16 protein-coding genes are annotated in these 21,732 nt (G+C 45.3%); 5 read left to right on the top strand and 11 right to left on the bottom strand.

Features of this window, described 5'->3' with window-relative positions; translation table 11 throughout:
• Positions 1-32: 32 nt before the first annotated feature.
• The 10 genes from ACLTOH_RS05360 to ACLTOH_RS05315 all read right to left on the bottom strand — a co-directional run bounded on the left by ACLTOH_RS05360 (position 33) and on the right by ACLTOH_RS05315 (position 13,188).
• Positions 33-1,568: an ABC transporter substrate-binding protein gene (locus tag ACLTOH_RS05360; protein ID WP_178015793.1), complete on the bottom strand. Its 1,536-nt coding sequence runs from the start codon at positions 1,566-1,568 to the stop codon at positions 33-35.
• A gap of 105 nt (positions 1,569-1,673) precedes the next feature.
• The gene (locus ACLTOH_RS05355) at positions 1,674-2,837 is read right to left on the bottom strand and encodes a sialidase family protein (protein ID WP_337536161.1); all 1,164 of its coding nucleotides are present in this window, start codon (positions 2,835-2,837) and stop codon (positions 1,674-1,676) included.
• A 34-nt stretch (positions 2,838-2,871) separates the two neighbouring features.
• Positions 2,872-3,957 (bottom strand): exo-alpha-sialidase, encoded by a 1,086-nt coding sequence (locus ACLTOH_RS05350; protein WP_337545306.1) that lies wholly within the window; start codon positions 3,955-3,957, stop codon positions 2,872-2,874.
• A 126-nt stretch (positions 3,958-4,083) separates the two neighbouring features.
• Positions 4,084-5,679 (bottom strand): response regulator transcription factor, encoded by a 1,596-nt coding sequence (locus tag ACLTOH_RS05345; protein WP_412223550.1) that lies wholly within the window; start codon positions 5,677-5,679, stop codon positions 4,084-4,086.
• Positions 5,680-5,733: 54 nt separating this feature from the next.
• On the bottom strand, positions 5,734-7,359 hold the full coding sequence (locus tag ACLTOH_RS05340) for a sensor histidine kinase (RefSeq protein ID WP_412223549.1): 1,626 nt from the start codon (positions 7,357-7,359) through the stop codon (positions 5,734-5,736).
• Between the two features lie 272 nt (positions 7,360-7,631).
• On the bottom strand, positions 7,632-8,576 hold the full coding sequence (locus ACLTOH_RS05335; RefSeq protein ID WP_117466035.1) for a transketolase family protein: 945 nt from the start codon (positions 8,574-8,576) through the stop codon (positions 7,632-7,634).
• Positions 8,576-9,418, bottom strand: coding sequence for a transketolase (locus tag ACLTOH_RS05330; protein WP_022312729.1), 843 nt, complete (start codon positions 9,416-9,418; stop codon positions 8,576-8,578). Before ACLTOH_RS05330 ends, ACLTOH_RS05335 begins: the two co-directional genes overlap by 1 nt.
• A gap of 256 nt (positions 9,419-9,674) precedes the next feature.
• Complete coding sequence (locus ACLTOH_RS05325) at positions 9,675-10,379, bottom strand: L-ribulose-5-phosphate 4-epimerase (RefSeq protein ID WP_227061876.1); 705 nt, start codon at positions 10,377-10,379, stop codon at positions 9,675-9,677.
• A gap of 98 nt (positions 10,380-10,477) precedes the next feature.
• Positions 10,478-12,064 (bottom strand): xylulokinase, encoded by a 1,587-nt coding sequence (locus ACLTOH_RS05320; protein WP_262594645.1) that lies wholly within the window; start codon positions 12,062-12,064, stop codon positions 10,478-10,480.
• Between the two features lie 32 nt (positions 12,065-12,096).
• A complete protein-coding gene (locus ACLTOH_RS05315) occupies positions 12,097-13,188 on the bottom strand; it encodes a GntR family transcriptional regulator (RefSeq protein ID WP_412223547.1) in 1,092 nt (363 codons plus the stop codon).
• Positions 13,189-13,502: 314 nt separating this feature from the next.
• Between ACLTOH_RS05315 and ACLTOH_RS05310 the strand changes: the two genes are divergently transcribed.
• From ACLTOH_RS05310 to ACLTOH_RS05290, 5 genes are all read left to right on the top strand, one after another.
• On the top strand, positions 13,503-15,239 hold the full coding sequence (locus tag ACLTOH_RS05310; RefSeq protein WP_412223546.1) for a DUF885 domain-containing protein: 1,737 nt from the start codon (positions 13,503-13,505) through the stop codon (positions 15,237-15,239).
• A gap of 49 nt (positions 15,240-15,288) precedes the next feature.
• On the top strand, positions 15,289-15,861 hold the full coding sequence (locus ACLTOH_RS05305) for a TetR/AcrR family transcriptional regulator (protein WP_022312734.1): 573 nt from the start codon (positions 15,289-15,291) through the stop codon (positions 15,859-15,861).
• Positions 15,862-16,014: 153 nt separating this feature from the next.
• The gene (locus ACLTOH_RS05300) at positions 16,015-18,120 is read left to right on the top strand and encodes an efflux RND transporter permease subunit (RefSeq protein WP_412223545.1); all 2,106 of its coding nucleotides are present in this window, start codon (positions 16,015-16,017) and stop codon (positions 18,118-18,120) included.
• A 4-nt stretch (positions 18,121-18,124) separates the two neighbouring features.
• Complete coding sequence (locus ACLTOH_RS05295; protein WP_412223543.1) at positions 18,125-20,059, top strand: hypothetical protein; 1,935 nt, start codon at positions 18,125-18,127, stop codon at positions 20,057-20,059.
• A gap of 116 nt (positions 20,060-20,175) precedes the next feature.
• A complete protein-coding gene (locus ACLTOH_RS05290; protein WP_412223541.1) occupies positions 20,176-21,123 on the top strand; it encodes an AEC family transporter in 948 nt (315 codons plus the stop codon).
• Between the two features lie 78 nt (positions 21,124-21,201).
• On the opposite strand, the gene ACLTOH_RS05285 is transcribed toward ACLTOH_RS05290, so the two are convergent.
• Positions 21,202-21,726, bottom strand: a complete 525-nt coding sequence (locus ACLTOH_RS05285; RefSeq protein WP_117466076.1) for a spore maturation protein — start codon at positions 21,724-21,726, stop codon at positions 21,202-21,204.
• Positions 21,727-21,732: the final 6 nt, after the last annotated feature.

Below are 21,732 nucleotides of genomic sequence, written 5' to 3'. Positions count from 1 at the left end.
GTTATACCTCTGACCTTTCCGAGAAACTTTACTTATTTTGTTGCCGCCCACTCGTCTAACTGCCGCTGCTTTTCTGCAATAACAGTATCAATCCCTGCATCCTTCAGTGCCTGTCGGAATTTCGGTAAATTTTCATCAGGATCGATTACTCCATTCTCCAGAGGCAGACGATACTCATCCATTACTGCCTGTACAGCCGCCGCTTCTGCCTTCACAGGAGTGGTGTCAAACACAAATCCCAGCGCTTTAGATTTGATTGCATTATCATTAAATTCCTCATATTTTTCATTTAAATCTTCGGGATCCGTATTCCAAATATAACTCAGATAACGATTTCCAAAAGCGTAAGTTGCACTCAGAGTATAGCCGGATGTTTCTCCAGTTACACCGTCCGGATAAGTAATCCACTTTTCGCTTCCTTTTACATGCTGATAGTGTGTACCTTCAATACCCCATACCAACGCATTATATACTTCTGCATCACTATAAAGCAGATTGACAAACTCCAACACTTTTTCAGGATTCTTACAGCTGACAGGGATCGACTGAATAACAGCTCCAACCGTTTGTGTATTTCCAAAAGCCGGATTTACAATTGCTGTACTGCATGGAATACCTGTCATATTGGTGCTGTCTGTAGGCACACCCGGATGAATCAGGGACATTGTGGATGCCACTTTTCCTGTTTTGAAATAAGCTACTCCTGTATCAGGATTCGTTGAAGCATCTGGAAGAATATAGCCCTTCTCATTCCACTCTCTGGCTTTCCTCACACACTCCTCGTAATATTCTGTATCAAAGAGATTTTGCACGGTCAGATCGCCCTGTCCCCAATCCATCAGGACTCCCATGGTATCACCCAGCCCATCATATGTTTTAAAAAGGCTTTCCAGAATGCTGGTTCCCTGGCTTTGCGGCTGCGTTACATACTTGTCCGGTTCTCCCTCTTTAATTCTGGCAAAAAGGTCATCTAATTGTTCTACTGTTAATCCTGCATCAGCATCAATTCCATATTTCTCGATAATATCATTGCGAAGAATCAGTCCGTATGCACTTGCCATATCACGTATGGTCGGAAATCCATATATTTTTCCGTCAACTGTGGTAGCTTCCATATAGTCGCCGATTACTTCCATTGCATCCGGTGCATATTTACGAACCGTTTCTTCATCCAGCCCAAGCAGTTTATTGGAAGTGACATCACTACTGAATGTAGTTCTGGCTGATGCATTTACCAGATCCAGCTTTTCGCCACTGGTAATCATCAGATTAACCTCCTGCTGATAGTTTGCTCCTGTCATAGGCAAAAGCTTAACCTTGGCACCAATCTTGTCATAAACAATGTTACTTAGATTCTCCTCTACCAAATCCCAATCTGCCTGCTGTACCCATACATCAAATGCATAAACAATGGTATATGGTTCCTCTCCTTCCTGCACAGTGTCATTCGTTTCACTTTTGTCTGTCTGACCTACGCTCTGATTACCGCTTTCATTTCCACATGCGGAAAGCACTGTACACGCTGCCAACAATATGGCAAATACTTTACTTACAATTTTCTTTTTCATATCATTTTCTCCTTCCTTTTATGTATGTTTTGTATCTTTTGTAATTAAACTATATCTCTTATAATTATTTCTTTCTCCCTGAATTTCGACCTTCACTTATGAATTTTATACGCTTTTTGTTTTATCGAAATCCAGCTCATGAAATGGATCTTTGTCCTCTCCATCATAATCCGTCAGCTTACTCGCGATCCTTTTCAGATAACTATTTGTGTTTGCAAGAGATCCGCTAATAATATCCTCTTCTGTTATTTTGGCAATTAAAATTTCTCTGGCGGAAGCCATCACCTCTTTCATATTGGATAGATAACTTCCACGTTCCCGATCATATGTTACATAGATAAATCCGTCATCTGCTTCCTTTGCATCCGGATAAGAAACTTCTCTCTCGTCTAATAGTAATTTATAAGGGAACGTTTTTCCTTCATCCTCTGACAGCATTGCCGTAAGATTATTTCTTCCACTAAACTTAAAATGATTGATCAGCAGGATTCTACCTGAACGCAATCTTGTAATATGGAATCTCGAACAGGGACCACCATAGCCAGTGTCAAAATCTTTACTCCAGCTTCTTCCTCCATCATAGGAATTCGATGCGCCAATCCCATACTTTGTCCTAACAAACATTCTTAGGCTTCCATCCTTCATCTCCAATATCATATGTTCATCATAATGCCGGTCTTTCACGTCTGCAAAGCCAAGCTTCTGAAAGGTTTTCCCACAATCATTGGTAGCATAAACAAATGAGCCTTTTTCCGTAATTTTAGTATCATATTCTTCTGATAATACTCTTATACCATCATTCCATACAGCAATCGGGAACAACCATTCACCAGATTTCACCACTATAGGTTTATTCATCATTACATTATGGCCTACCAGAAATTCTTCTCCCCAAACCAGCTCCTCTGCATCAGGATCTCGGCAAACAGATGCATATAAACCATCGTCCGGGCACTTTGCCCATGTCAGCCAAAGTTCTCCCAACGGATCTATCCAAAGGCATGGGTCAAAGCATCTTCCATTATCTTCTTTTACAATAACAATCGGTTCCGAGAAATGATTCCCTCCGTCATCCGATTTAATTACGATCACATAATTTCCTATTTCTTCCTTGACCCCACCTGAATAGAAAGTAAGGAAAATCCTTCCTCGTTTTGTCACCTCAATGCTCGGGATTCCTTGCCATAGGCGTTTTGAATCTCTGTATTTTTGTAATTCCTTTGTTTCCGTATACAACATAATTGTTTCCTCCAACAGACTTATATCCATGTTTTCTGCATCCTTTTCAAAAATACAGGAGCTGTTATATCAACGGAACAACGGACAATGCAGCCCCTCTTTTTTCATTTTCTAAATATACAGTATATATAATATATAATTTATGATCTGCTTCATAGGCGCATGGGTAACACCACGCTTTTCCATAACCTAATCTGTCGGAAAAGCCATTTTGTAGTATAATGCCGGTCTCAAAGGTATTTTCTTTGGGTTTTGAGAATACGAGTACAAGTTTTTCTCTTCCCGGATACCAATTTCCTATTATATAGTTTCTACCATCAGAAAGCGTGCCCGCATATATTTTTGAATCTGAAAAAGGAATATCATAGGAAAAGGCATCCGACCATGTCTCGCCATAATCCTGTGATAAATATACAAGCGGAACTTTTCGCTCGTCATCTCTTGAAAACATGGCAATTTTATTATCTTCTATGATTGCGGTAATTTCCGGATGTACCAACTTAGAACCATCAGGCAAGTCTCCATTTTCCTGAATATACACTAATCTCCAATCATCATCTATTTTCCCGGAATCCGAAATAAGTACCGCTGGAGTATTCGGGAAGCCATCTAGTTCAGCAATACGTCCCGGCAAAAGCAATTTCCCATTTGCCATCTTATACACATTCGTATTGAGTTTAAAAGGAATCGGTTTGGACCATAAAAATTCAAAACAGTCCTTTTCCTCTTGAAATACATAAAGATCAAGAGCATGAATATGATCTGCTGATACCATTTCATTAATAAGCATATATAGTTTATCTTCGCAAATACCATACACCGGTGGGCAGAACAAAATTTTGCCGGTTTGATCCTCCGCTATCGTTTCAATATCACTCCATGTCTTTCCACCGTCTTTTGACCTTTTTTGTCTGATTGGAGTAGGTCCGATCAGTTCTTTTTCCTCGCAATTATACCAGGCAGCAAATAGCGTTCCATGATATTCTATAATAGCTGCTTCATGCAAAAAAGCATACTTATCATCCGGACAGGCAACTTCATATATCTCTGTTTCACTGTTATCCTTTAAGCTTATTTCTTTTTCAGCCATGTTCAGATGTCCTAACATATTATATAGTTGTTTATCTTCCTTTGAAAAAAAATTAAACATTTTGTTCCTCCCTTTCCATATCATTCTTTTCATTTAGGATCAACTATAGTATAATCTGTTATTATGTTCTGGCTCTACTTGAAACTCGACCTTCACTTATGATTTTTATACAAAAAGCCCTGATCCTTAAAGATCAGGGCTTTCCATCCCACCGTTTTTTCGATATTCATTTGGTGAAATTCCTACTTCTCTTTTAAACATTGCAGAAAAATTAGACATATTTTCATAGCCGCACCGGGATGCAATCTCACATACGGAAATCTTTGGGTTTAACAGCAATCCTTTTGCCATATTTACCTGTTCCCTTAAAATATAGCGATTTACCGAACATCCCATTTCCTTTTTAAATCGTCTATCCAGGTAATCCGGATTTAAATACAGTGCTGAAGCAACTTTTATCCTATTCAGTTCCTCATCGAGATGGGTCTGTATATAATAAATCGTTTGTTCCCTGATCCCACTTAAGTTCGATACATCCTGCATGATCCTGGAAACAGCTCCCATAGTTTCCTCAATCCATGCATCCATTTCCTCCAGTGAACCAATTGCTGTTACTCTGTTACATCCATTTTCTCTATCATATAAAAATTGATGTGCCTGAATTCCATTTTCCTGAAGTGTCGAATAGAACAACTGTTCCAAATCATACTGAAGCATTTGAAGTGCTCTCCTATTTAACTTTGCCTCATTGTCTTTTCCCCAAAGCCATTTTCGGATTATATCTTGAAGTTCCACAGTCTTGCCATTATCAATATATGCTTTCCATAGCGTCATATCAGGCATACCAATTGCTTCACTGTTTTTAGGCATATTTATAATATCCAAAATCTGTCTTCTACTGCAAACATTATTCCATGCAAACTGTCGAAGCTTATCTACCATGGACTGTACTTCTCTCCCTGTACACACTTCTCCTATGCATATTCCAATTTTTTCGTATAATCTTTCTGTCTTAAATTGCTGTAATATCGCATCTTTTAATATTATGCCATTTCTTTCAGTGCCAGAACTCAGCCACTCGTCTGAAATAAAAACCAGGCCTGCAAATTCTTTTTGAGACAATACCGGAAGCAGAAAGTCACCAGCCACTGTTCCCAAGTCCTCTTTTACCTTCTTCCTGGTCTGCTTTATGTCTTCTTCTGCTTTGTCATTTGCATATTGATAAAATAAAATTGGGATCAGCCTTCTATCTTGCTCCTCTTTCCATTGCTTCTCCTCATATTCTTCACACTCCCTGTTCGGATCATCACGTAGTCCTCTGAGCATTTCCTCCCAATATTTTTCTTTCCATACTGGTTTTAACTGGTTCCATACAATTCCTTCTTCCTGTAACTGCGCCTGATGACGCTCTCTTTCAATCTTAGTGACAAGATTTTTCATCACCTTAATAATATCATCTTCCATGACCGGTTTAAGCAGATAATCATAACATCCGTATCGCAAGGCAGTTCTGACATAAATAAACTCCGCATGGCTTGTCAACATGACGATTTCTAAATCCGGAAAATTTTCCTTTGCCTTTTTTGATAATTCCAATCCATCTGTCTGAGGCATTTCAATATCGCAGATCATAATATCAATTTTTTTCTCATTTAAAATTCGAACAGCGCTAACTGCATTTGTAGCAGAATAAATCTCCGTAATACCCAGCATCCCCCAGTCCGTTACTGTAACTACTTCTTCTACCACCAGATATTCATCATCTACAATAAGTAAGTTCATAGCTGATCTCCATTCCAACATCTTTTTCTAGTTATCTTATAGTTTCCCTTTTGTTCATTTTGGTACATTTATGACAACGCTAACTCCTCCACTGTCCCGATTTGTAACCTTGACACTGGCAGCCTCTCCATAATGCATGTGCATTCTATCTACTATATTTTTTATTCCAATATGCTCCCTATCGTTTTTCACAATTTTCTCATTTTGGTTTATTTTTTTAAGAATGTTCTCCTCAATTCCTTCTCCATTATCCTGAATTTCAATTTTTATATTGTCTCCCTCTACTTTGGCTGAAACGACAATCATCAAATCATTCGAGAAATCCGTGGAATATTTGATTGCATTTTCCACAAAAGTTAATACACACATAGCCGGCACCATGCTGATTTCTGCTTCCGGCTCTATTTCACACTGAAGATGCATAGCACCCGCAAAACGAAACTTTTGAATCGCCATATAGTTTAACATAAAATTGATTTCCTCCTTCAGAGGAACCATTTCTCCTTGACGAGCAAACACACTTTTAAAATAATTTATCAGATATGTTAGAAGAATATTTACCTGATTGTTATCTTTTCTTTTATTCAACATATAAATAGTATTTAAAGCATTTAAAAAGAAATGAGGGTTAATCTGAAGCATTAAATATTGTTTATACAGCTCAGACTGCTTTTTTTCTTTCTCATAAACATCAATTTTCAGAATTTTAATTTTTTCCATCATATTGTTAAAGTTTTTACTGACAATATGATACTCTTCCCAGTTGTCAAACTCCGGCATTTTAAGATCTATTCCTTCTTCATCCACCTTTTGCATTACTGATACAATCCTTTTTACCGGATTTGTAAACCAGTGATACATGGAAATATAAAGAGCAAAAAGCAGTATGATCAAAATCACAGCAAAAACCATACTGAAGTTTAATAACGTTCTGATTTCTTCAAATAGCTTTTCTGAAGGAATTACAATTCTTACACCCACATCTGTTTCTTGAATTGGCAGTTCTATTTTTAGATCTTTCCCTGACTCGTTGTCTAAAATCATTGTGCCTATTTTATAGTAAGAAACATAATAATCACTTAGTTGTACAGCTTGCATTGTTTCAATCAGTCGATTAAGGCTCACTGCACAGCCAATCCCCACACCATCCTTTGATACAACTCTGATTAAATATTGATAACCTTCTGCATCAAACAGCTCCCATTTTTCTGTAGGTTCTCTACTCTCCAATAACCTTTTCAACTGTTCTCTGATATTCTGACTTTGTATTTTTGCTTTCTTTTTTGCAGATTCCACCATCATGATATCTGCATATTTGTCTTGAAATATAAAAAAGTAATCCGCAGAACTATAAACAAGAATATCCTCATTCAATTGATTATACAGCCGCTGTCTTGACAAATTGTTCATAGATTCTTTATCCTCTTCGCAATTAGTCATACCATAATAATCCGCTGTTTCGCTTATTCGAAGAAGATAGTCCGAAATATTGCTCAAATTATTTTCTACATCGCGCATATAGTACTCCACCATAGAATGATAAGTCTTTTTTGCCTGTTTCCAAGTCGTGCGAGCTGCACTGACGCAACTACATAAAAGCATTATTATCATGCAAAAAATAATTACAGATATAAGACTATTCATGCAAATTACAACAGATTTTTTCATTTTGCTTAACATGATTTCGCCTTTCTTAAGAGCACCAACCGTTGTGACACCAGCACCGTATATATATTTCTATCTAATATAGTATCATATTCTTGTGTAACTTCCGCTTGAATATCGACTTTTGATACCTAATTTTCGACTTCTTTTACCTGATTATCGACTTCTTTACAATATTGTCTTCTTTTTCATTTATTATTTCGAGTTCATGATACCATGACCTAAAAGAAGCCGCCAGTCTCTGTTTTCACATAACTGGCGGCTTCCTCTTGATATCTTATATTCTCTTACAGAAATTCTTTGACAGACTTGTAAACGCCCTTGGCATCCAGACCGTACTTCTCTACCAGAGCAGCAGCGGAACCGGACTCACCGAAGACATCCTGCATGCCGACCTTCTTCACAGGCACGGGATGATTTGCGCACAGACAGTCGCAGACAGCGCTTCCCAGTCCACCAATCACGGAATGCTCTTCCACGGTCACTACCTTGCCGGTCTTCTTGGCGCTGTTAATGATGATCTCCTCGTCCAGAGGCTTGATGGTACAGATATTTACAACCTCTGCACTGATGCCTTCCTCTTCCAGCATCTTTGCTGCACCCAGAGCGGAATCTACGCAGATACCAGTGGCTACGATGGTGACATCCTTACCTTCACGGACTATGGTTCCCTTACCGATCTCGAAATGATAACCAGGATGATCATTGATCACGGGTACTGCAGCACGTCCGAAACGAATATATACAGGTCCTTCATATTCCAGAGCGGCACGGACAGCGGCTCTTGCTTCCACATCATCGGAAGGGCACATTACTACCATGCCGGGAATGGTACGCATCAGAGCAATATCCTCGTTACACTGGTGGGTAGCGCCGTCCTCACCTACGGTGATACCTGCATGGGTCGCACCGATCTTGACATTCAGATGAGGGTAACCGATAGAGTTACGTACCTGTTCAAAAGCACGTCCTGCTGCGAACATTGCAAAAGAGCTTACGAAGGGAATCTTACCTACCAGAGACAGTCCTGCAGCCACACCCATCATGTTGGACTCTGCGATACCGCAGTCGATGTGGCGGTCGGGATATGCCTTACGGAAGATTCCGGTCTTGGTAGCTGCTGCCAGGTCGGCATCCAATACGACCAGATTGGGGAATTCTTCTGCCAGCTCCTTCAGGGAGTTACCATAGCTTTCTCTGGTTGCGATTTTTTTCACGGTATTCTCTGCCATTACTGCTCACCTGCTTTCTCTAATTCTTTTTCGATCTTATCAAGGTCTGCCATTGCCACTGCATACTCCTCATCGTTGGGAGCCTTGCCGTGCCAGTCCACACTGTTCTCCATGAAGGAAACGCCCTTACCCTTCAGGCTATGGAATACGATACAGGTGGGCATGCCCTTGGTCTCTCTTGCTTCCTTGAATGCTGCACGGATCGCATCAAAATCATGAGCATCTGCATTGATGACATGGAAATTGAATGCCTCGAACTTCTTATCGATAGGATAAGGAGAGCATACCTGGTCGATAGGTCCATCGATCTGCAGATTATTGTTATCTACCATAACACAGAGGTTGTCCAGCTTACGGAAGCCTGCGAACATGGCTGCCTCCCATACCTGGCCTTCCTCGATCTCACCGTCACCCAGCAGTGTGTATACACGGAAATCACGATTCTCCATCTTTGCACCCAGTGCCATACCTACTGCTGCGGAAATGCCCTGTCCCAGGGATCCGGAAGACATATCCACGCCGGGGATATGGATGCAGGGATGACCCTGCAGATAGGAACCCAGGTGACGCAGAGTAGGCAGATCCTCTACCGGGAAATATCCTCTGTAAGCCAGTGCGGAATAGAGTCCGGGAGCTGTATGACCCTTGGACAGTACGAATCTGTCACGCTCCTCCATATCGGGATTCTGCGGGTCAATGTTCATCTCCTCAAAATATAAAAATGTAAAAATATCTGCGGCTGACAGGGATCCACCGGGATGTCCCGCTTTCGCACCATGAACTGCGGTCACAATGCCCTTGCGGACATCATTGGCACGCTTTTGCAGTTCTAAATTCTTCATTGTCTCCTCCATTCCGCCATATTGGCTTGTCTGTTGCGATTTACGTTGTTATACTAGCATACTTCCGAATGCTAGTCTAGTAAAAGAATTGCTCTTCTACCGTAAAATATTGTTGTCTTCTATCAAACAGCTTTGCCCTGTCATTCATAAATTTTTTCACTTCGTTCGAAAATTCATTTCATGGAGGGGCGCTTTGCTAATAGAATTTGTCATATAGTGCTTTGTACGCAAGCGTCCACGCACTATAAGCCGAATTCTATTTCAAAGTTGTTTGACCATAATACGCGTTTTTGCCATGTTTGCGAAGGTAATGCTTATCCTGCAGCTCCTGAGGTGCCGGCTGGATTCTGGGGTTGATGGTCTCGGCACGGTATGCCATTTTGGCCACTTCTTCCAATACTACGGCATTGTGGACAGCCTCTTTGGCATCCTTGCCCCAGGCAAACGGTCCATGATTCTTGCACAGCACAGCGGGAACTGCCTTGGGATCCTTGCCCAGACGCTTGAACTCATTGACGATCAGATGTCCGGTATTTTCCTCGTAAGCATCCTCGATCTCTTCCTTCGTCAGGCAGCGCACGCAGGGAACCGGTCCGTAGATGTAATCTGCCTGGGTGGTTCCGTAGCAGGGAATGTCTCTTCCCGCCTGTGCCCAACTGGTAGCATAGGAAGAATGGGTATGCACGATACCGCCGATCTCCGGGAACGCCTTGTACAACTCCAGATGAGTTGCCGTGTCGGAAGAGGGATTCAGATCCCCTTCCACCTTATTGCCGTTCAGATCCATGACTACCATCATCTCCGGTGTCAGCTTGTCATAATCCACACCACTGGGTTTGATCACGAACAGTCCACTCTCTCTGTCAATGGCGCTGACATTTCCCCAGGTGAAAGTCACCAGACCATACCGGGGCAGATCCATATTTGCTTCATATACTTTCTGTTTTAATTCCTCTAACATATACTTAATCTCATTCCTTTCCACAGCCTGCCAACTTTCCGACACATAGGTATCGTGTACTTCCGTACACTATGCAGGCTCAAATTGCATCTGAAAAATTATTTTGCCGCAACGGCTGCCTTTTCTGCGGGAAGCAGTTTCTTGTACTCTTCCAGGAAAGCATCAAATCCCTTCACATCCTCGACATCCGGGTTCAGTGTGGTTCCTGTCTGTCCTGCGAAGATCTTGTCATTCAGATAGGAAGAAAGAGTCTCGCCGTCTTTTTTCTCCTTCATGAAAGCTGCCAGAATAGCAATACCCCAGGCACCGCCTTCACTGGCTGTATCCATAACGGTGATCGGTGCGTTCATGCCTGCTGCCATGACACGCTGTCCCACCACGGGAGTCTTGAAGAAGCCGCCATGGCCCATCAGGGAATCCACGGCCACATGCTCTTCTTTTAACAGAATGTCCATGCCAATCTTCAGGGTAGCAACTGCGCTGTACAGATGGGAACGCATGAAGTTTGCCAGTGAGAAATCCGCATCGGGAGTTCTTACCACCATGGGACGCCCTGCATCCAGTCCGGTGATGGGCTCTCCTGAGAAATAATTGTATGCTGTCACGCCGCCGCAGTCCGCAGCACCTTCCAGTGCCTTGCGGTACAGCACGCCGTACAGTTCATTCTTATCTACTTTTACGCCAAAGCTCTCTGCACATTCGCCCAGAAGATTTACCCAGGCATTCAGATCGGAGGTACAGTTGTTGCAGTGTACCATAGCTACCGGCATACCGTCGGGAGTGGTGACCATATCGATCTCTTCGTGTACTTTTTCCATAGCCTTCTCCAGTACCACCATAGCGAAAATGGAGGTTCCGGCAGAGACATTACCGGTGCGGACTGCCACACTGTTGGTGGCTACCATGCCGGTTCCCGCATCACCTTCGGGAGGGCACATGGGTGCGCCGGGCTGTAAGGTTCCGGTGGAATCCAGTAATTTTGCACCTTCCGCGGTCAGAACACCGGCAGGCTCTCCGGCTACCAGTACCTTCGGCAGAATGTCACGGATCTTCCAGTCAAAATTGTGTAAGCCATCGAACTGATCCAGCATCTTCTGATCAAAATCCATAATGGTGGAATCAATGGGGAACATACCTGCTGCCTCACCGATGCCCAGCACCTTTTCTCCGGACAGCTTCCAGTGAATGTATCCTGCCAGTGTGGTGAAGAATGCGATATCCTTCACATGATCTTCTCCGCTCAAAATAGCCTGATACAGATGTGCAATGCTCCATCGCTGGGGAATGTTGAAATTAAATACCGGGATCAGCTTCTTGCAGGCTTCGGATGTCTGTGTATTTCTCCAGGTACGGAAAGGCACCAGAAGTTCTCCGGCTGCATTGAACGGCATATAGCCGTGCATCATTCCGCTGAATCCCAGCGAGCCCAGGGTGGTCAGCTTCTCACCGTATTTTGCCTCTACATCGTCTGTCAGGCTCTTGTAGCATCCCTGCAGGCCTTTCCAGATATCTTCCAGGCTGTAGGTCCAGATGTTGTTCTCCAGACGGTTCTCCCAGTCGTAGGTTCCCATGGCGATGGGTGCGTGGCTCTCATCTACCAGTACCGCTTTGATTCTGGTGGAACCAAACTCAATACCGAGGGCTGTTTTTCCTGTTCTGATCGCTTCTTTTACTGCTTCGTTCATTGTGTTCTCTCCTTTTCACTTCTTTATTTATCTCATTTTTTATTTCCGTTTTCAGTGCATTCCGCAACAGATTCCCGCTCTACGACACGGGTGTCAAATTCGTAAGTCAGGTCCTTTTTCCTGCCCGCGATCATCTGTAACAATGTCTCCGCTGCTTTTTTCCCCAGATTCTCCTTGGGGTGCGGCAGGGAAGTGATGGGCACCTCGCTGTGTCTCGCCAGATCCGAATCGTCGATGCTGATGACTGACACATCTTCCGGTACCCGGATATTGCGTTCTGTCAACATCCGAATCAACTGAAAAGCAATCTGATCATTGTATGCCAGAAGGGCGGTGCATTCCTCGACCCGATTCAGGATTCTGTCCCGGCAGTAACCAAGTTGCTTCGATTCGTCCGTGTCGATCCACACCATCCGGGAATCCGTCACAGTGAGCCCGGCCTCTTCCATGGCCTTCAGATATCCCAGATAACGCTGTCTGCCCTGACCGTCATCCAGCTTCAGGATTGCCCCGATCTTCTGATGCCCCTTGTCAATCAGATATCTTACGGCCTTGTAGGCCGCCTCCGCATCATTTAACGATACATGCGGTGCCTCCAGCTCGGGATAATAGGTATTGAAAAACAGAAGCGGTATCTTTCTGGCCATCAGGTGCCGGTACAGATCCAGGTTCGGATTCGGCAATCCGCTCTTTGTCCCCTCCACGATCACTCCGGCCACATCGTCCCGTTTCAACAGATCCTTCAGAATACTTTTCTCCCGGTCCAGCGTGTTGTTTGTGAAATAGATCTGGACAGAAAACCCGCTTTCAAATAAAGTATTCTGCATTCCCTGTAAAATTCTGGGGAAAATGTAGCTGTCCACGTAGGTAGTCACCACGGCGATGCTGTTGCGCTGTTCCAGATTCTTCTGGCGGTCAAAGCTCACATAAGTGCCACTGCCACGGATCCTCTGCACCAGCCCGTCCTCCTCCAGCGTGCCGATAGCTTTCCGCACCGTCTGCCTGCTGATATGGAACTGTTCCGACAGCTGATTCTCCGAGGGAACTTTCTCTCCCGGACCTAGTTGTCCGTCTGATATCTGTTCCTGTATGTAATTAATGAGATTTTGATATTTTGTCTCCATAATCACTTTCAGTATAATCAGACCACCGTACAAAGTCAATACATCTTTTACCTGTTTTAGGTACATTTGTATATAGTTGTTTTGTGTACAACCTTGCAGTAAGTCTATCCCGTGGAGTATTCACATATACTCTTACCAACACTCTTTTTCATCAGGTAATCATCGTGCGTAAACGTCCCCCTCTCTCCTTCCCTCAACTACTCGTATGTATTAGTCTTCTCTGCGCCCTCACCGGTGCTCTGACCCTTGTAGCTTCCCATACCTCCCCGGATAGACGTTTTGAGCAGTTCACCTCCCAACTTTTTCAGGAGGAAATGACTGGCAGTACCCTGAATATGCACTACACCATTGCCGATCCAAAGACCTTTGGCATCTCCGAATATGAACCTGTGCTTCCGATCTACCACTCCTACCAGCCGGAAGACAGCAAAGAACACTGTTCCGACTTGTTGCACCGGCTTGACCGTATAGGCCCTGACAGACTTTCCCCGGAAAATGCCTATACTTACCGGTTATTGCATCGCTCTCTGGAAAATGATCTGGCTCTGGCAGATTTTCCTTATTACAATGAGCCTCTGTCACCTTCCTCCGGAATGCAGTCCCAGCTTCCCGTTCTGCTGGCGGAATACACCTTCCGCACAAAACGGGATGTCACGGATTACCTGGCTCTCCTGGATCAGATAGATGACTATTTTGCCTCCCTGCTTCTCTACGAGCAGGAAAAAGCTGCCGCAGGCTTCTTTATGCCTGCCTGCTCCTCAGAAAAGGTCCGGAAGCAATGTGACACCATTGTCACAATCGAAGAACTGGCACAGGGAACCCATTTTTTACAGACTACTTTTGAAGACCGCCTGTCAGAGCTACCGAAGCAGGGACTTTTTACACCGGAGGAGACTGCCTCTCTGATTGAGACCAACGACCGCCTGCTTGCCACGGTGGTGCAGCCCGCCTATGCCGCCCTGTCCGAAGGGCTGCACTCTCTGGAGACTTCCACCAATGCCGATTCCACTGCATCCGAAACAACTACCAATGCTGCTTCGGGCAAAAACAACAGTGCCCACAATGGGCTCCCGAAAGGGCTCGCCCTGCTGCCGGACGGAAAGACCTACTATCTCCATCTGCTGTTTTCCGAGACCGGTTCCTCCCGTTCCGAAAAAGAACTGGTGCAGATGCTGCTTGTGCAATTTCAGAAAGAGCAATCCGCAATCCGCAATCTGGCTTCCCAGTCCCCTTCCCTGATTACACTGCTTTCTGAAGAAAATACGGCGGTTTTCCCTCTGGCAGAACCGGAAGAAATGCTCTCGGATCTACAGGCTCGTATGAAAAATGACTTTCCTGTCAGCAGTCCCGTTCCCACCGTCACTGTCAAAGATGTGGTCCCCAGTCTGGAACCCTATAGCGCACCGGCCTTTTACCTAACCACGCCTCTGGGAGATTCCGACAATAATGTCATATATATAAACCGCCGGAACTCCCCTCAGGGACTGGAGCTCTATACCACACTGGCTCATGAAGGGTTCCCGGGTCATCTCTACCAGACCGTGTACAGCAACCGCATCTTTTCCAACATGCACACGGATCCTGCCAGAAAACTCATCTGGTACGGCGGTTATCTCGAAGGCTGGGCACTGTATGTGGAATTTCTTTCCTATGATTATGCGGCCACTCTGTTGGAACAGGCCGGACAGTCGGATGCCGCACAGTCGGCCCGGCTGGAGAAGCATACCCGCAGCTTGCAGTTGTGCATGTACACTCTGTTGGATCTCCTGATCCACGGAGAGGGTGCCGGATACGATCAGGTGGCAGAGGTTCTTGGGAAATTCGGTATTGATTCTCCCGGGACCTGCGAAGCAATCTACACCTATATCGCAGAAGAGCCCTGTAATTATCCGAAATATTACATCGGTTATCTGGAAATTCTGCAGCTGCAGGACACCGCCAGAAGCCACTGGAAAGATGCTTACTCCGACCTTAGATTCCACACCTTTTATCTGGAACAGGGAACTTCTGATTTTTCCTCACTGGAAGACCTGCTTTTAATGACAAATTAACGTTTTTGTGATAGGATAAAGTGTACGGATCATCAGGTTGGAGGAACCCATGACACAGTTTACAAGCAAGGCTATCGAAGAATCCTTTATCCGGCTGCTGAATGAACGGCCGCTGGATAAGATCACTATAAAAGACATCGTGGATGACTGCGGTATCAGCCGTAACACTTTTTACTATCATTTTCAGGATATCACCGCTCTGTTGGAACACATTCTGAATGCAGATGTGGAGCGGGTACTGTCACAGCATCTGGATATGGACTCCTGGGAGGACGGCTTTATCTCCGCTGCCCGGTTCGCTCTGGAGAATAAGCGTCTGGTCTACCATATTTACAATTCCGTCAGCAGAGAACGGGTGGAGCGCTACCTTTACAGTATCGCCGGAGAGGTCATGCGGCTGTATGTATCCAGGATCACGGAACAGGTGGAACATGCGGCTCATAAAAAAGTATTTCCCGAAGATCAGAAAATGGTGGTAGATTTTTACAAATTTGCCCTGGTTGGCATGATTTTAGACTGGCTGAACACCGGAATGAAGAAAGATCCGGAGGGACTGATCCGGCGTGTCGGCGAGATTTTCCACGGAAATATCGAAGCAGCCCTGACCCGTGTGGCCCGTTAATTTGGACATTTGTCCATGTTTGCACATATTTTGGATTATTTAAGAGCAATGCGCAATTTTTGTGCATTGCCTTTTTTTGTCCGTTTTCAAGACTGGATTCCTTGCATACAATACCAATTGAGAAAGAATCGACAACGAAAGGAGCCCTGTTTTATGAAATTTGGTAAATGGGTCGTAAAATGCCGTATTCCTATTCTGATACTGGCAGTTGCACTACTGGTCCCTTCCCTGATTGGTATGATCATGACGCGGATCAATTACGATATGCTGACTTACCTGCCCGGTGATATTGACACGGTAGTGGGTCAGGATATTCTGATGGATGAATTTGGAAAAGGAGCCTTTTCCTTCGTTATTATCGAGGGAATGGATCCCGAGGATGTCTCCTCCCTCCGGGAAGATATTTCCCATGTAGATCATGTGGACACCGTTCTTTGGTATGACGATTTCGCAGATGTTTCCGTTCCCATGGAAATACTTCCTTCCAAACTATATGACGCTTTCAATTCCGGTGACAGCACCATGCTAGCGATCTTCTTCGATACCTCCACCTCCTCCGACGATACTATGGAGGCGATCACAGCGATCCGCAGCATTGCCGGCAAGCAGTGTTTTGTCTCCGGTATGTCCGCCATGGTCACCGACCTGAAGGATCTGTGCGAAAAAGAGGAACCGATCTATGTCGGTATTGCCGTTGCACTGGCCTGCGTAGCCATGATGATCTTCATGGACAACTGGATCACACCGTTTGTTTTCCTGATGAGTATCGGTATGGCAATCCTCTTAAATATGGGTACCAACTATTTCCTCGGAGAGATCTCTTACCTGACCAAAGCACTGTCCGCTGTCCTGCAGCTGGCTGTAACCATGGACTACTCTATTTTCCTCTGGCACAGCTACGAAGAACAGAAGAGTATGTATGAGGATAACAAGGAAGCCATGGCTGTAGCCATCAACAACACTCTGACCTCCGTGGTCGGAAGTTCCATCACCACGGTAGCCGGATTTATCGCTCTGTGCTTTATGAGCTATACCTTAGGTCTGGATCTTGGTATTGTCATGGCCAAGGGTGTCATCCTGGGTGTCATCGGTTGTGTCACAACGCTTCCTTCCATGATCCTGGTACTGGATAAGTTATTACAGAAGACCAGTCACAAATCCCTGCTGCCGGATATGGGAAAAGTTGCTTCAGGTATCACCAAAGTATTCCCGGTATTCCTGATCCTGTTCCTGGGGCTGATACTTCCTTCTTATCTGTCTTATAAGGCAACCAACAATGAAGTGTATTACGATCTCGGTGAAACCCTTCCCGAAGATATGGCCTACGTGGTAGCCAACAGCAAATTGCAGGAAGACTTCGGTGTAGGTGCCACCCATATGGTACTGGTAAGCACCGATGTATCTGACACTGACGTACGTGCCATGATCCACGAGATGGAAAACGTCGAGGGTATCAAATATGCTCTGGGTCTGGAATCCGTAGTCGGCCCTCTGGTACCAGAGGAAATGCTTCCGGAATCCGTAAAAGAAGTATTAAAGAGTGATGACTGGGAACTCCTTCTGGTGAACTCCGAATATAAGACCGCTACCGATGAGGTAAATGCCCAGATCAATGAGCTGAATACTATTTTGAAAAAATACGATTCCAAGGGCATGCTGATCGGTGAAGCTCCCTGTACCAAGGATCTGATCGAGACCACCGACGAGGACTTCAAAGTTGTAAATACCGTCTCTATCGTAGCGATCTTCGTGATCATTGCTCTGGTAGAAAAAAGTATTACCCTGCCGCTGATCCTGGTAGCTGTTATCGAGTTGTCCATCTTCATCAATCTGGGCCTTGCTCACCTGACAGGAACGTCACTTCCTTTCATTGCCCCGATCTGTATCAGTACGATTCAGCTGGGTGCTACTGTGGACTACGCTATTCTGATGACCACAAGATACAAGCAGGAACGCTACGAAGGCAGGGACAAACGTGAAGCTGTCACCAACGCCCTGAAGGTATCCATTCCTTCCATTATCGTCAGCGCCATGGGACTGTTCTCCGCCACCTTCGGTGTTGCCCTGTATTCCGACGTGGACATTATCAGTTCCCTCTGTGATCTGATGGCAAGAGGCGCTATTGTAAGTATGTTTGCTGTTATCCTGTTCCTGCCGGCCATGTTCATGCTGTTCGACAAGATGATCTGTGTCACCAGCATCGGCTTCCGGAACAAGAATGCAGAACCCTCCAATACATTGAAAGAAAGGACGGCATAAGATTATGATCAATTTGAAAAAACAAGCCTGGAGAACCGGGGCTCTGTGCCTCGCCGGTGTGGTAGCCTTAAGTGTTACCGGTGTCTCCGTATATGCAAAAACTTCCGAAAAGAAAGAGACCGAGGTCAAGGAGCAGATCCGGGATGCCGTAGATGACATCTGGAAATCCGAAGATACCTCCGCAGCCTCCATTGATGAGACCGTCTATGTGATCCTGAATGCAGACGGAACCCAGCAGAAGATCTACGTCAGCGACTGGCTGAAGAATCAGGGTGAAAAAGATTCCTACACCCAGAGCAATCCCGATAAGGATGCTCCCATTTCCCTGAAAGTTACTTATACGTTGGACGGCAAGGAGATCTCCCCATCAGACCTGAACGGCCAGAGCGGTCATGTAGTGATCCGCTATGATTACACGAACGAATTATATGAGACCCGTGAGATTGCCGGAAAAGAGGAAAAGATTTATGTTCCTTTTGCGGTAATGACCGGTATGATCCTGGATAATGACAATTTCAGCAATATTAAGGTGTCCTCAGGTAAGGTCATCAACGACGGCAGCCACAGCGTTGTCACCGGTATCGTCTTCCCCGGACTGGGTACGAACCTGGATATAGAAGAGGATTTCGACGATTATCTGGAGATTGAGGCCGATGCAACGGATTTCACCATGAATGAATCCTACTGCATCGCCACCAATTCCGTCTTCTCCCGTCTGGATTTCAGTAATGTGGATGATCTCGATGACCTGACAGAGGCAATGGATGATCTGAAGGATGCTACCAACAAACTGTTGGACGGGACTTCCGCTCTTTATGATGGTGTCACAGAGCTTTATGACAAATCCGGTGACTTGCAGGATGGTGTAAAAGAACTGTCCGATGGTTCCAACGACCTCCGGGATGGCGCTTACAAAGTAGCTGACGGTACTGTCACTTTAAGAGGCGGTGTCGGTTCTCTGCGGAGCGGCATCGGTACACTGCAGGAGGGCACCAAGACCCTGTTAGCAGGTACACAGAGTCTGCAGTCCGGTACTAATGATCTGAAGAATGGTCTCGGTCAGCTGACTGCACAGAATGATTCTTTGAACGGCGCTGCCGGCCAGGTATTCGATACTTTGTTGAAAACTGCAGCTTCCCAGTTAACGGCTGCCGGTCTCACGCTTCCGGAAGAATTGACAATATCTAATTATGCGACCATATTAAATGCTCTGTATCAGCAAATGGAGCCTCTCTCGGATGCTGACGTTGCTCTGGGATATGTCCTACAGCAGACCGGACTGACGATTGAAAAATATCAGGGTATGATTCAGGCATCCCAGAGCGTATCCTCAGGTGATGCCGCACTTCAGGCAAATTTGAAAACCATTCAGGATAAAGCCACAAGTCTTTCACAAGCTGCCGGCAGCATTGCTGCCTTGAAAGCTTCTCTGGATGGCTATAATCAGTTCTACACCGGTCTCCAGACTTACACCGCCGGTGTAGCATCCGCAAGTGCCGGTGCTTCCAAACTGGCTGACGGTTCCGCCCAGGTCGTTGCCGGTGCTTCCCAGTTAAAGGATGGCGCTGACAAACTGGCAGACGGAAGTAAAGAGCTGTATGATGGTGCTGATACTTTAGTAGAAGGTGCCAGAGATCTGGCCTCTGGCAGCGGCAAACTGGCTAACGGCGTAAACGAGCTTTCCGATGGAAGCGATAAGCTGATCGATGGTATCAGTCAGCTGAAGGATGGTTCCAAGGAATTAAAGGACGGCATGATCGAATACAATGACGAAGCCATCAGCAAACTGACTGATATGGATACCGATGAACTCCAGGAAGTGATCGATCGTATGAAAGCTACCTCTTCCGTATCCGAAAATTACAACTCCTTCACCGGAGACAATAACGGTATGGACAGCAGTGTGAAATTTATCTACAAAATCAACGCTGTAAAATAAAACATCACAAGCCCGTAACTTGACAAAGCCCCTCTCCTTTTCTATACTTGCAAAAGGAGAGGGGCTTTTCGCTTCCTATATTCCGCTTCTGATAACAGAAAGGCATACAAATTCCCATGGAACAACTATTATTCAGTCTCAATGCAACGATCCCCGTATTCCTGGTCATGGTGATCGGTTATGTTTTACAGCAGCTGCATGTTACCAACGACTCTTTTGTCAAAACCCTGAATTCATTCAATTATAAAATCACCCTGCCCGTACTTTTGTTCAAGGACATGTCCACTGCAGATTTTTACAGTGTATGGGATACCGGTTACGTGCTGTTCTGCTTCTTCGTGACCCTGTTCTGCATCGTCATCACCTGGGTCGTGGCAGGCATTTTTTATAAGAACAAATCCCGCCTGGGAGAGCTTGTCCAGGCAAGCTATCGAAGCAGTGCCGCTGTCCTGGGTATCGCCTTTATACAGAACATCTACGGGAACTCCGGCATGGCTCCCTTGATGATCGTGGGTACGGTTCCCCTGTACAATATCGCTGCCGTGCTGATCCTGTCCTTCACCGGACCGGATGCGAAGGGCTTCGATAAGGAATCCCTGCTGAAATCCCTAAAAGGGATCATCACGAATCCGATCATTATCAGTATCGCTCTGGGCATGCTGTCCAGCGCCTGCCGGATCCATTATCCCGTGATCATTTCCAAGACCATCAGCAATATTGCCGTACTGGCTACCCCTCTGGCCCTGATCGGCCTCGGTGCCGGATTCGAGGGTAAAAAAGCCTTAAAGCTTTTAGCCCCCACCGGAGTGGCAACCGTGTTAAAGCTGGTAATATGGCCCGCTCTATTCCTGCCATTGGCCGTGCATTTCGGTTTCACCGGAGAAAAACTGGTAGCGATCCTCATTATGCTGGGCTCTCCCACCACTGTCAGCTGCTATATCATGGCAAAAAACATGAACCACGAAGGAACTTTGACTTCCAGCGTGGTCGTTGCCACCACGTTTTTAAGTTCCGTTACCCTGACGGTGTTCTTGTTTATTTTGCGAAGCTTGCAGTTGATTTAGTTATATGATGCCCACGAATTGTTCCGTGCTGCGCACTCTCACAATTCTACCCAATATTCGCCTATCGTGGGATTATCATCACATTTTTCCCGCAAGGAAAATACTTGCCACTGTTCCCGCTAACGTTGCCAGCAATGCCCCCGGCAGCGTGTAGCGGGTTTTTGTTACTTTTGCTGCCAGAAAATACACGCTCATGGTGTAAAAAATAGTCTCAGTACAGCTCATGAGGATCGAAGTCAGCATCCCGGCATAAGAATCCGGCCCACAGGTCTTAAAAATATCCAGTACCAGCCCGGTTGCCGCAGAGGAAGAGAACATTTTCACAATAAGGAGCGGTATCAGCTGTGCCGGAAGTCCCACCGCCTGTGTGGCAGGTCCGATCAGATGCCCCAGCAGGTCAAAAAAGCCGGAGGTCCTGAGAATCCCCACTGCCATCATCAATCCTACCAGTGTCGGAAGGATCTCCACAACGATGCGCAGGCCCTCTTTGGCCCCTTTCAAAAAAGTCTCATAGACCTTCACCCCCGAGACCATCCCATAACCCACGATCCAGAAAATCACCATGGGAATCATAATATCTGACATGTGTGTCAATGTGTTCATCATGAT

The organism is Waltera sp., from assembly GCF_046969025.1.
Taxonomy (GTDB): Bacteria; Bacillota; Clostridia; order Lachnospirales; family Lachnospiraceae; genus Acetatifactor; species Acetatifactor acetigignens.
The sequence above is the reverse complement of the archived record's forward strand: the minus strand, read 5'-3'. Positions and strand labels throughout refer to the sequence as shown.

Excerpts from the sequence above, each read along its gene's own strand:
- ACLTOH_RS05360 (WP_178015793.1), bottom strand. The coding sequence starts at position 1,568 with ATGAAAAAGAAAATTGTAAGTAAAGTATTTGCCATATTGTTGGCAGCG.
- ACLTOH_RS05355 (WP_337536161.1), bottom strand. The coding sequence starts at position 2,837 with ATGGATATAAGTCTGTTGGAGGAAACAATTATGTTGTATACGGAAACA.
- ACLTOH_RS05350 (WP_337545306.1), bottom strand. The coding sequence starts at position 3,957 with ATGTTTAATTTTTTTTCAAAGGAAGATAAACAACTATATAATATGTTA.
- ACLTOH_RS05345 (WP_412223550.1), bottom strand. The coding sequence starts at position 5,679 with ATGAACTTACTTATTGTAGATGATGAATATCTGGTGGTAGAAGAAGTA.
- ACLTOH_RS05340 (WP_412223549.1), bottom strand. The coding sequence starts at position 7,359 with ATGTTAAGCAAAATGAAAAAATCTGTTGTAATTTGCATGAATAGTCTT.
- ACLTOH_RS05335 (WP_117466035.1), bottom strand. The coding sequence starts at position 8,576 with ATGGCAGAGAATACCGTGAAAAAAATCGCAACCAGAGAAAGCTATGGT.
- ACLTOH_RS05330 (WP_022312729.1), bottom strand. The coding sequence starts at position 9,418 with ATGAAGAATTTAGAACTGCAAAAGCGTGCCAATGATGTCCGCAAGGGC.
- ACLTOH_RS05325 (WP_227061876.1), bottom strand. The coding sequence starts at position 10,379 with ATGTTAGAGGAATTAAAACAGAAAGTATATGAAGCAAATATGGATCTG.
- ACLTOH_RS05320 (WP_262594645.1), bottom strand. The coding sequence starts at position 12,064 with ATGAACGAAGCAGTAAAAGAAGCGATCAGAACAGGAAAAACAGCCCTC.
- ACLTOH_RS05315 (WP_412223547.1), bottom strand. The coding sequence starts at position 13,188 with ATGGAGACAAAATATCAAAATCTCATTAATTACATACAGGAACAGATA.
- ACLTOH_RS05310 (WP_412223546.1), top strand. The coding sequence starts at position 13,503 with ATGACTGGCAGTACCCTGAATATGCACTACACCATTGCCGATCCAAAG.
- ACLTOH_RS05305 (WP_022312734.1), top strand. The coding sequence starts at position 15,289 with ATGACACAGTTTACAAGCAAGGCTATCGAAGAATCCTTTATCCGGCTG.
- ACLTOH_RS05300 (WP_412223545.1), top strand. The coding sequence starts at position 16,015 with ATGAAATTTGGTAAATGGGTCGTAAAATGCCGTATTCCTATTCTGATA.
- ACLTOH_RS05295 (WP_412223543.1), top strand. The coding sequence starts at position 18,125 with ATGATCAATTTGAAAAAACAAGCCTGGAGAACCGGGGCTCTGTGCCTC.
- ACLTOH_RS05290 (WP_412223541.1), top strand. The coding sequence starts at position 20,176 with ATGGAACAACTATTATTCAGTCTCAATGCAACGATCCCCGTATTCCTG.
- ACLTOH_RS05285 (WP_117466076.1), bottom strand. The coding sequence starts at position 21,726 with ATGAACACATTGACACACATGTCAGATATTATGATTCCCATGGTGATT.